A 9,848-nucleotide genomic window follows, 5' to 3' on the forward strand; every position below is an offset into this window, starting at 1 on the left:
GTCTGTTCCGGTGCGGACCCCACGTGTCGGCTATCGGAGATACGTGTCCGTCAGCAGGAGCTTTCCCGGGGTGGCCGGGGTGGTGCTCTCGCAGCCGGAGTCGACGAGATAGGCGTCCACACGGGAGGCGTCGGCCGGGTGGGGCAGGACGAGCAGGAGGACGGGGGTGCCCTGGTAGGTGCCGCGTTCGGAGGCGATCGGGGTCTCCGGGCGGCCGGTGGCGCTTTGGACACAGGCGGGGACCGAGGGCGCCTGGCGGTCGTTGGGGGCGATCCCCGGGGCGGGGGTGTTCTCCATCCCGTAGGTCTTGTTCTGCTCCCCCTGGGGAGCTGCCTTGGTGTTCTGCCCGGAGTCGAGGAGTTGCCTGACGCGGCCGCGCAGGCCCTGGGCGGTGTAGTCGCCGTCGGTGGGGGGCTGGGCGGCGGAGCTCGATGCTTCACGGCGGGCCGCGGCGTCGTGGGAGGGCGGTCCGGAGAGGTCGCTGAACAGGAAGATCCCGAGCGCGCAGGCGGCTGCCCCGGCCAGGCCCGTGAGTACGGCGATCCTGCGGCGGGCGCGGCGTCGCCCCGGGCCGCTTGGGCCGTTCGGGTGGCCGGAGGGCGATGTTTCACGTGAAACATCGCGTCCGGTCGGGCGGGGACGACGGTCGGCGGGGACGGGCCGGCCGTCCTCGTCGGAAGCACCGGGGCTGGTGGAGTCGAGGAGGGCCTCGGCGGCGAGTGCCGCGTCGATGCGGCCGGCGACGTCAGCGGGCATCCGGGCGGGGCCGGGGAGGGTGCCCAGGACGGCGCGGATCTCCTCCAAGGAGGCCCGGACATCGGCGCACAGGGCGCAGTCGTCGAGGTGGCGCCGGACTTCGGCGCTACGCGTCGGCGAGAGCAGTCCTTCGGTCAGGTCGGAGATCTCCGAGACGTCCGGGTGCCGAAATGCGCCGGTCGTGCCGGTCGTGCTTGCCGGGGGGGTCACGGTCGTCCACCTCCGCCCTTCACTGCGTCTGGGTCTGGGTGCCTGGCTTCTGCCGCTGGTGGGACGGCTGTGCCCGGCGTCCGGTTCCTTCCCCGCTCGGTGGCGGTGTTATCCACGGCATTCGTGCGCAGATGAGTGAGCATCGGGAGGAGTTTGGCCCGGCCGCGTGCGCAGCGGCTCTTCACGGTGCCGGTGGGGACGTCGAGGATGCGGGCGGCTTCGGCGACGGGGTACCCCTGCATGTCGACGAGGACGAGTACGGCCCGTTGTTCGGCCGGGAGGGTGCTGAGGGCGGCCAGGAGCTGGCGGTGAAGGTCCTGGCGCTCCGCTGGCGCCTCGGCGGACTCATGGGGCTCCAGGAGGCGCTCCAGGCGGTCCGTGTCGTCGAGGGGGGAGGTCCTGCGGGAGGCGGCCTTGCGGGCCCGGTCCAGGCAGGCGTTGACGGTGATGCGGTGCAGCCAGGTGGTGACGGCGGAGTCCCCGCGGAAGGTGTGGGCGGCCCGGTAGGCGGAGACCAGGGCGTCCTGGACCGCGTCGGCGGCTTCCTCCCGGTCACCGAGGGTGCGCATGGCCACGGCCCACAGCCGGTCGCGGTGCCGTCGCACGAGCTCACCGAAGGCGTCGGGATCACCCGCGGCGTGCATCGCCAGGAGCTCCTGGTCCTGTGCCGAGACGGGGTCCTCAGCCGCAGGCCTCATGATTCCCCTCCTGGTGGGCGCCGTGCTGCGAGAGCTTTGCCCTCGCAGCCCCCTTCGCTACGAGGTTCGAGAGAACGAGACGTTCGTGATGCCCTGCTTGTAGCCGGCGCCGCTGTAGTCGGAGGCACCGGATTTCGGCATGGCGGTGAGCCACAGGACCACGTAGCGCGCCTTGACCGGCGTCTGCGTGACGAGGTCGAGCTGCTTGTCGGAGGTGGTCCCGGTGGCGATCTTATGCAGGCTGCTGACCGGGGTCGACGACGACATGTTGGGCGCCGCGTAGATCGTCGCCGTCGTGTGGTCGCCGCCGAACTTGAACGCTATCGAGGCGGCGCTCACGTCCTGTTCCGAGCCGAGGTCGAAGACGAGACCCACGCCCTCCTTGTAGGCGCCCAGGTCGGGACCGTCGTTGTACGCGTAGGTCCGCCAGAAGGAGTTCGGGTCGCCGTCGTGGCTGTTGGAGGCGCCCTCGATGTTCTGGGGCTTGCCGTCCGGGTAGTACTCCTCCGCCTTCTGGATGGACAGAGGGATCCGCTCCGGCTCCTTCGGGTGGTCGTCCGGGCTCGTCTTGGTGCTGTTGTTGGTGCCGCTGTTGCCCTTTTGGGCGCCGTGGTTCAGGAGGGTGTCGGCGAGCTGCCAGCTGCCCAGGCCGAGGGCGGCGATGAGCAGGGCGGCGACACCCCACTTGAGGGCGCGGCCGGTGCGGCTCTGCAGCGGGGGCGGCGGGGGCGCGACCTGGACGGACTGCGCGGAGGGCACACCGGGGGGCGTGGGGCGGCCGTAGCTGCCCTGCTGGTAGGTGGTGTGCTGGTATTCGAGCGGGGCGGTGAAGGCGGGCTCCGGCGGCCGGATGCGGGGCATCGCGGCGACGGCCTTGGCCAGCTCCTCGGGGGTGGTGCAGGCCGGTTCCTGACGGGAGGCGGTGGCTCCGTCGTTGGCGAGGGCGCGCATGGCGAGTTCGCCCAGGCCTCGGTGGACCCCGGCGCGGACCTGGTCGGGGGCGATCAGGCCGACGCCCTTGGGCAGGCCGGTGAGGCCGTAGGCGTCGGTCTCGTAGGGCCAGCGCTGGGTGAGGGCGGCGTACAGGAGGGCGCCGATGGCCTCGGTGTCGGCACGCTGGGGGGTCTCGCTGGTGATCCCGCGCAGGGCGGCGTTCACGGCGAGGCCGCGGACGCGGTACTGGCCCGTGGAGGTGCGCAGTATCGCGCCGGGCGTCAGGCGCAGGTGGGCCAGGCCTTCGCGGTGTGCCGCGGACATGGCCTGGGAGACCTGGCTGACGAGCTGGTAGGCCTCGTGGGGTTCCAGGGGGCCCGCGGCGAGGAGGGCGGTGAGCTCGGTGGCGTCGGGCAGCCACTCGTGGACGACGTAGACGAGGTCGTTCTCCTCCACGGCGTCGAGTACCTGGACGAACCGGGGGTCGCCGAGCAGGGCGGAGGAGCGTGCGGCGGCCAGGACGGAACGGGCCCGCGGGTGGTCGGCGGGGAGCAGGTGCACGCCCACGGCCCGGCGCAGCTTCTCGTCCATCGCGCGCCAGCTGCTGAATCCGTCCACACGGGTGACGCACTCTTCGAGCCGGTAGCGTCTGGCGAGCTTGTGGCCGCTGTGGAGTTCGGGTGCGGCCGCGGGGGCCGCGGTCGTGCGTTCGCCGTCCTCTTCGGGCATGGGTCCGTCCGCGGCTCGTCCGGTCTGGATGTCCACCCCGTCGGCCGTGGCCTTGTCCGCTTCTGCGGCCAGCGGCTTGTCGCCACTGTTGTCGGCCACGTCGACGGCGGCCGTGCTACGTTCCGCCACCGTCGTTCCCGCCTCCCCATCCGTTGCACGCTGTCGGCCAGTCTGCGAAGCCATGCCAATTGTGCCCACAGTCCGACGCTATGCACGACACACGAAGGGGGGCGACGGTTGTGCGCATCAGCGCCCCAAACGTCCGCGGACCATTCCGACCATCGCGTTGAGCTCTTCGATCCGCATCCGCTTGGCGGCGATGAGGAACACGGCCGCCAGGGCGACACCGCCGGCCGCGAGGGCGGCGGCGGAGCCGGTGACTCCGCTGCCCAGCCACTGGGTGACCGCGTAGGCGGCGGCGCCGCCCACGGCGGCGGCCGGGACGCAGGCGCCGGTGAGGCGGGCGTAGGTGCGCATCACGTGGGCGCCGTCGAGGTCGCCGCCGAGGCGGGTCTTCAGGCGGCGCCAGGCGACGCCGACACCGACGGTGTAGCCGAGGCCGTAGGCGGCGGCCATGCCGACGACGGCCCACCGGGCGGGGAGGACGAAGAAGGAGGCCGCCGAGACCGCCGCGTTGACGGCGGCGACGATGACGGTGTTGTAGAAGGGCGTACGCGTGTCCTCGTAGGCGTAGAAGCCGCGCAGGACCACGTACTGGACGGAGTACGGGATCAGGCCGAGGCCGAAGGCCATCAGGACGTACCCGATGTTCTGGGCGCCCGCGCCGGAGCCCGCGTAGAGCAGGGTGGCCATCGGGACGCCGAGGGCGAGGAACGCGAAGGCGCAGGGCACGATCGCGACGGCCGAGGTGCGCAGCCCGTAGGAGATGTCGTCGCGGACGGCGGCGGCGTCTCCGTCGTGGGCGGAGCGGGAGATGCGCGGCAGGACGGCCGTCATGACGGAGACGGTGATGATGGCCTGCGGCATCTGCCACAGCAGCAGTGCGTAGTTGTAGGCGGTGATGCCGGTACCGGGGTGGCCCTGCTTCTCGGCGACGGATCCGGCCCAGGTGGCGAGCTGGGTGACGACGACGAGCCCGATCTGGTTGGCGAGGACGAAGAAGAACGTCCACTTGGCCAGGCGGGCGGCCTTCCCGAGTCCGTGGCCCTTCCAGTCGAAGCGCAGGCGCGGCGTGAAGCCCGCGTCCCGCAGGTAGGGCAGCATCGCCAGGGCCTGGACGGTGAGGCCCAGCAGGGTGCCCAGGCCCAGCAGGCGGACGCCGTCGGCGGTGACGGTGGTGGCGTTGACGCCGGAGGTGGTGAAGCCGCCGAAGGCCCAGATGAAGGCGCCGAAGGTGGCGATGACGACGATGTTGTTCAGGACCGGGGTCCACATCATCGCGCCGAAGCGGCCGCGGGCGTTGAGGATCTGGCCGAGGACCACGTGGACGCCCATGAAGAACATGGTGGGCAGGCAGTAGCGGGCGAAGGCGACCGCGACGTCCATCTGCTGGGGGTCGGAGGCGATCTTCGGCGACATCATCGTGATGAACACCGGTGCCGCGAGGACGCAGACGGTCGTGATGGCGGCCAGCAGGACCACGACGAGGGTCAGCAGCCGGTTGGCGTACGCCTCTCCCCCGTCGCTGTCGTTCTTCATGGCCCGGACCAGCTGCGGGATGAAGACGGCGTTGAGGGCGCCGCCGCCGACCAGCACGTAGATCATCGTGGGCAGGGTGTTGGCGATCTGGTACGTGTCGTTGAACGTGCCGACGCCGATGGCGCCGGCGATGACCAGGGTGCGCAGGAATCCGGTGATGCGGGAGACGATCGTGCCGGCGGCCATGAGCGCGCTGGACTTCAGGAGGCTGGACGCACGTCCGGCGGGCTTGCTCGGCGCCGGGGCGGCGACGGGGGCGTCCTCGGCGGGCGTGCGGGGTGCCGCCTCCTGGTCCCGGTAGAGGTGCGCGAAGGCATCGGTTTCGGACGGCTCGTCCGCCGCCTGGGTGACGAGGGAGTCCACGCCGACGAACTCGGTGGTCGTGGCGCGGTCGCCGTACGGCAGGTGGCGGGAGGGCCCGTCCGGCTCGGGCGGCGGGGTCTGGGCCCAGACGCGCGGGTCGGGGGAGTAGGAGGGCGCGTTCGGAGCCGCGTAGAGCGGGCCGGGCTCCTGGTAGGTGCCGGGCGGCGGCGGCGGGTGTGCGGCCCGGTCGTAGAGGACCTCCGCGACGGGGTCCTGGGCGGACAGGTCCTGCGCCCGGTAGGGGTCGTGGTCGTAGGCGTCCTGGACGTACGGGTCGTGGTCCGGCGCGGGCGCGGGCGCGGGAACCTGCCCGGGCACCGGGGTGCTCGGGGCAGTGCCCTGGGAGGGCGCGGGCCCACCAGTGCCCTGCGCGCGGTCACCGTCGTACGGCGCGTTCATCGAAACCCCACCTCATCGTCCCCAGGCCGACCGGCCACGGCATCGCTCAACGGTCCACTGTCTCACTCGTGCCGGACCCCTCGGTGCTTTGCGGTCCGGTGTCCGGGGTCTCGTCACTCGGCTGCGTGCTCTCCTCGGCGGCCGCGCGGGCCGCGACGCGCTTGCGGCTGGCGTACATCTTGATGCCTGCAAGGACGAGCAGGAGCACACCGCCGGCGATGACGAGCATGACGGTGGGGGTGATCTCGGTGGCGTCGACGGTGAACTTGCGTTCCTTGCCGTAGGGGACGCCGTCCTTGGTGAAGAGCTGCGCGGTGACCTCGACGGGGCCGCTCGCGGTGGCGTTGGCGGGGAACTTGACCGTCTGGGTGTGGTCGCCCTGGACGGTGACCTGCTGTTCCGCCTCGCCCTTGTCGCCGAACATCAGGCGGGTGGGGTTGGCGGACTTCACGCGCAGGACGAGGTCGTGGACGTCCTGGACGAGGCTGTTCTGGATGCTCACGGGGATGGTGGCGCTGTGTCCGGACAGGGTGGCGTCGGACTTGGGGATGACCTTGACCTTCTCGGTGAGACCGATCAGGTAGTCCTGCACCTGGTCCCGGTAGCGGGCGGCCTCGACGGGGTGGCCGCGCCAGGAGGTGGACATCTCCCGGTTGGTGGTGTTGCCGAAGGGGATCTCGACGCGGTCGGGTGCGGCGAGGATCACTTTGAAGTGATCGAGGGTGTTCTGGGTGGTGCGGATCTTCTCGAAGGCCGTCACGGGCAGCTCCTGCTTGCGCAGGGCCTCGGGGTACTGACCGGCGCCCGGCACCTGGGTGGCGGCCGCGGGGTCCGGCTTGGCGGCGGCTGCTGACTCGAGGTCCCCGGGCTGGGTCCAGCGGCCGGGCTGGAGGGCGCGGACGGCGTCGGCCATCGTGCCCACCTGGCTGGCGGTGGGCATCCGCTGCGGAGCGACGACGAAGCTGCGCTGCTCGTCGGTGTGCTGCAGGTTCAGGGCGAGGCTGTGGGCGAGGAACCGCTGCACGGCGAGGGTGGAGTTCCCGGCGCTCAGCATGTCGCCCTCGAAGGCGGTGGAGAGTTCCGCGTCCGCGACGACGGCGGTGGCGCCCGCGCCGATGGGGCGGGCGGCCGAGGGGGTGTACCCGAGGGCTCCGCTCTCCGAGAGGCTGTCACTGCGGGTGAGGATGTTGTGGGCGCCGGCCGAGGTGGCGACATTGACGATCGAAGGGTCGATCGCGCCGTCCACGGGCCAGGAGAAGTCGGTGGACGCGGGGACGTGCAGAACCGTCTCGACGGCCTGCTTCGCCTTGTCGGTGGCGGGCCGCAGCTGGCCCAGGGTGCCCGAGACGTCCTTGCCGTGGTGGGCGAGGGAGGCGAGGTCGGGGTCGGCGAAGGGCAGGGCGACGACCTTCTTGCCCTGGACGGCGGCCTCCAGGGAGCTCAGCCACTGCTCCGCGACGGCCTTGTTCTTGCCCTGGACGGGCTTGCCGCCCGGGACGCGGACGCGGTAGCCCTTGGTCATCGCGTCGACCGTGTACAGCAGGTCGGGGTCGATGACCCAGGTGATGGGCAGTTCCTTGCCGAGCGCGACCATCCGTTCCAGTCGGCCGCCCGGCCTCAGCTCCTCCGCGAGGGAATCGTCGAGGAACACGGGGGTCTGGGTCTCGTCCGAGCCGGTCTCCGCGGTCACGTGGGTGGTGGAGACCAGCGGCCACACGTACGTGAGCTGGGAGCGCTTGGCGGCGGCCTCCGGCTGCCAGGGCAGGAACGTCCGCTTGATGCCGAGGACCTGCTCGGACGGGCGGCTCTCGGTCACGCCGGACAGCGAGACGCCGAGCTGGTAGACGCCGTCCTTGTCCAGGTCCAGCTTGTTCACCGGGACCGTGAGGCTGAACTGGCGGCCGACCTTCGAGGGCAGCGAGTCGATCTTCACGGCGTAGGCCGGGTCGATCTCCCCGGGGTCCGTGCCGGCCCGGAAGCCGGTGCGCTCCGCTGCCTCGTCTATCGAGGACCGGTCCGCGAGGAGGGGCCCGACCCGCAGACCCACGTGGGCGTCGTTGATCGTCTCGGAACTGTTGTTGACCACGGTGCCGGAGATGGTCAGGGTGTCGCTCTTGACCGGGGCGGCGGGGGTCATCGAGGTCAGCTGGATGTCGACGGAGGCCGCCTGCGCGGCCTGGGCCCTCGGGGCGGGGGAGTAGACGAGAGCGGCCATCACGGGCGTCCCGGCGAGCAGGACCACCGCGCGCCGCAGCCACCGGCGCCGGACAGGGGTGGGTGACGCCCCCAGGATGTCTGCCGCCTCGGCCACGCGCTAGCCCGTCCCTCGAAGTGTCAGTGCTCGTCGTTCGTGCGTCCACGAATGGTAACGAGGCCCGCTGTGCGCGAGTGCCGCACCTTGCTCCACATGATCAGCGCACCCCGGGTGGGACCGGGTACCGGGCCGCCGAAAAACGCGGAAGCCCGCGCCGAGCGGGGCACGTACCCTTTTCTGTTGTGCCGAACGCCAATGAAGACAACCTCAGTGCCCTGAATCAGGTGCAGCGCCGCGCGGTGAGTGAACTGCTGCGGGTCGCTCCTGTCGCCGACGAGCTCGGCCGCCGTTTCCAGGAGGCGGGCTTCCGCCTCGCCCTGGTCGGCGGGTCCGTCCGCGACGCGCTGCTCGGGCGTCTCGGCAATGACCTGGACTTCACCACCGATGCCCGCCCCGAGGACGTTTTGAAGATCGTCCGTCCGTGGGCCGACTCGCTGTGGGACGTCGGTATCGCCTTCGGCACCGTCGGTGCGCAGAAGCACGCCCGGGTGGGAGACGTCGACCGGAACTTCCAGATCGAGGTGACCACCTACCGCTCGGAGGCCTACGACCGCACCTCGCGCAAGCCCGAGGTCTCCTACGGTGACTCGATCGAGGAGGACCTGGTCCGGCGCGACTTCACGGTCAACGCCATGGCGCTGGCCCTGCCGGAGCAGCGGTTCATCGACCCGCACGGCGGTCTGGAGGACCTGGCCGCCGGCGTGCTGCGCACCCCGGGGACCCCGGAGGACTCGTTCTCCGACGATCCGCTGCGCATGCTCCGGGCGGCGCGGTTCGCCGCGCAGCTGGACTTCGAGGTCGCCCCCGAGGTCGTCGCGGCGATGAAGGCCATGTCCGACCGGATCGAGATCGTCTCGGCGGAGCGGGTGCAGGGCGAGCTGAACAAGCTGATCCTCTCCGCGAACCCGCGCAAGGGCCTGGGCCTGCTCGTGGACACCGGGCTGGCCGACCGGATCCTGCCCGAGCTGCCCGCGCTGCGGCTGGAGAGTGACGAGCACCACCGCCACAAGGACGTCTACGACCACTCGCTGATCGTGCTGGAGCAGGCGATCGCGCTGGAGGAGGACGGGCCGGACCTGGTGCTGCGGCTCGCGGCGCTGCTGCACGACATCGGCAAGCCCCGCACCCGCCGCTTCGAGAGCGACGGCAGGGTTTCCTTCCACCACCACGAGGTGGTGGGCGCGAAGATGACCAAGAAGCGTCTGACCGCTCTGAAGTACTCCAACGACATGATCAAGGACGTGTCCCGGCTGGTGGAGCTGCACCTGCGCTTCCACGGCTACGGCGACGGCGAGTGGACCGATTCCGCGGTGCGGCGCTACGTCCGCGACGCCGGTCCGCTCCTGGAGCGCCTGCACAAGCTCACCCGGTCCGACTGCACCACGCGTAACAAGCGCAAGGCCAACGCCCTCTCCCGTACGTACGACGGGCTGGAGGAGCGCATCGCGCAGCTGCAGGAACAGGAGGAGCTGGACGCGATCCGGCCCGACCTGGACGGCAACGAGATCATGCAGGTGCTCGATGTCGGCCCCGGCCCGGTGATCGGGAAGGCGTACGCCTTCCTGCTGGAGCTGCGGCTGGAGAACGGGCCGATGGGGCACGAGGCGGCCGTCGCCGCACTCAAGGAGTGGTGGGCCGCGCAGGCCTGATGCGGGAACGGCCGGGGGGGTGTTTTAAGTGTAAAAAAAAACCCCCCCCCCCCCCCCGGCCGCGACGCCGCGGCGGCCCCCCGGGGGGGGCCCCCCCGGGGCGGGGGGGCGGCCCGGCGCCCCCGGGCGCGGGGGGCG

6 protein-coding genes are annotated in these 9,848 nt (G+C 71.5%); 1 reads left to right on the plus strand and 5 read right to left on the minus strand.

Translation table 11 applies throughout. From position 1 onward, the window contains the following. Positions 1-30: 30 nt before the first annotated feature. The 5 genes from ACFCZ1_RS09535 to ACFCZ1_RS09555 all read right to left on the minus strand — a co-directional run bounded on the left by ACFCZ1_RS09535 (position 31) and on the right by ACFCZ1_RS09555 (position 8,058). Positions 31-966 carry an anti-sigma factor family protein gene (locus ACFCZ1_RS09535; RefSeq protein ID WP_376677815.1) on the minus strand — a complete coding sequence of 312 codons (936 nt, stop codon included), beginning with the start codon at positions 964-966 and terminating at the stop codon, positions 31-33. Continuing rightward, positions 963-1,664: an RNA polymerase sigma factor SigM gene (gene sigM, locus ACFCZ1_RS09540; RefSeq protein ID WP_376677816.1), complete on the minus strand. Its 702-nt coding sequence runs from the start codon at positions 1,662-1,664 to the stop codon at positions 963-965. Before sigM ends, ACFCZ1_RS09535 begins: the two co-directional genes overlap by 4 nt. A 57-nt stretch (positions 1,665-1,721) precedes the next feature. Beyond that, the gene (locus tag ACFCZ1_RS09545; RefSeq protein WP_376677817.1) at positions 1,722-3,455 is read right to left on the minus strand and encodes a protein kinase family protein; all 1,734 of its coding nucleotides are present in this window, start codon (positions 3,453-3,455) and stop codon (positions 1,722-1,724) included. Positions 3,456-3,572: 117 nt separating this feature from the next. Next, entirely contained in the window at positions 3,573-5,747 is a 2,175-nt protein-coding gene (gene murJ / locus ACFCZ1_RS09550) for a murein biosynthesis integral membrane protein MurJ (protein ID WP_376677818.1), read from the minus strand. 46 nt (positions 5,748-5,793) lie between these two features. Then, positions 5,794-8,058, minus strand: a complete 2,265-nt coding sequence (locus ACFCZ1_RS09555) for a DUF6049 family protein (protein WP_376677819.1) — start codon at positions 8,056-8,058, stop codon at positions 5,794-5,796. A 185-nt stretch (positions 8,059-8,243) separates the two neighbouring features. Between ACFCZ1_RS09555 and ACFCZ1_RS09560 the strand changes: the two genes are divergently transcribed. Continuing rightward, positions 8,244-9,710, plus strand: coding sequence for a CCA tRNA nucleotidyltransferase (locus ACFCZ1_RS09560; protein ID WP_376677820.1), 1,467 nt, complete (start codon positions 8,244-8,246; stop codon positions 9,708-9,710). Positions 9,711-9,848: the final 138 nt, after the last annotated feature.

Origin of the sequence: Streptomyces sp. NPDC056224 (assembly GCF_042267665.1) — a bacterium.
GTDB lineage: Bacteria > Actinomycetota > Actinomycetes > Streptomycetales > Streptomycetaceae > Streptomyces.

Bases quoted from the DNA above. Each gene is read 5' to 3' on its own strand.
- sigM (WP_376677816.1), bottom strand. From the start codon at position 1,664: ATGAGGCCTGCGGCTGAGGACCCCGTCTCGGCACAGGACCAGGAGCTC.
- murJ (WP_376677818.1), bottom strand. From the start codon at position 5,747: ATGAACGCGCCGTACGACGGTGACCGCGCGCAGGGCACTGGTGGGCCC.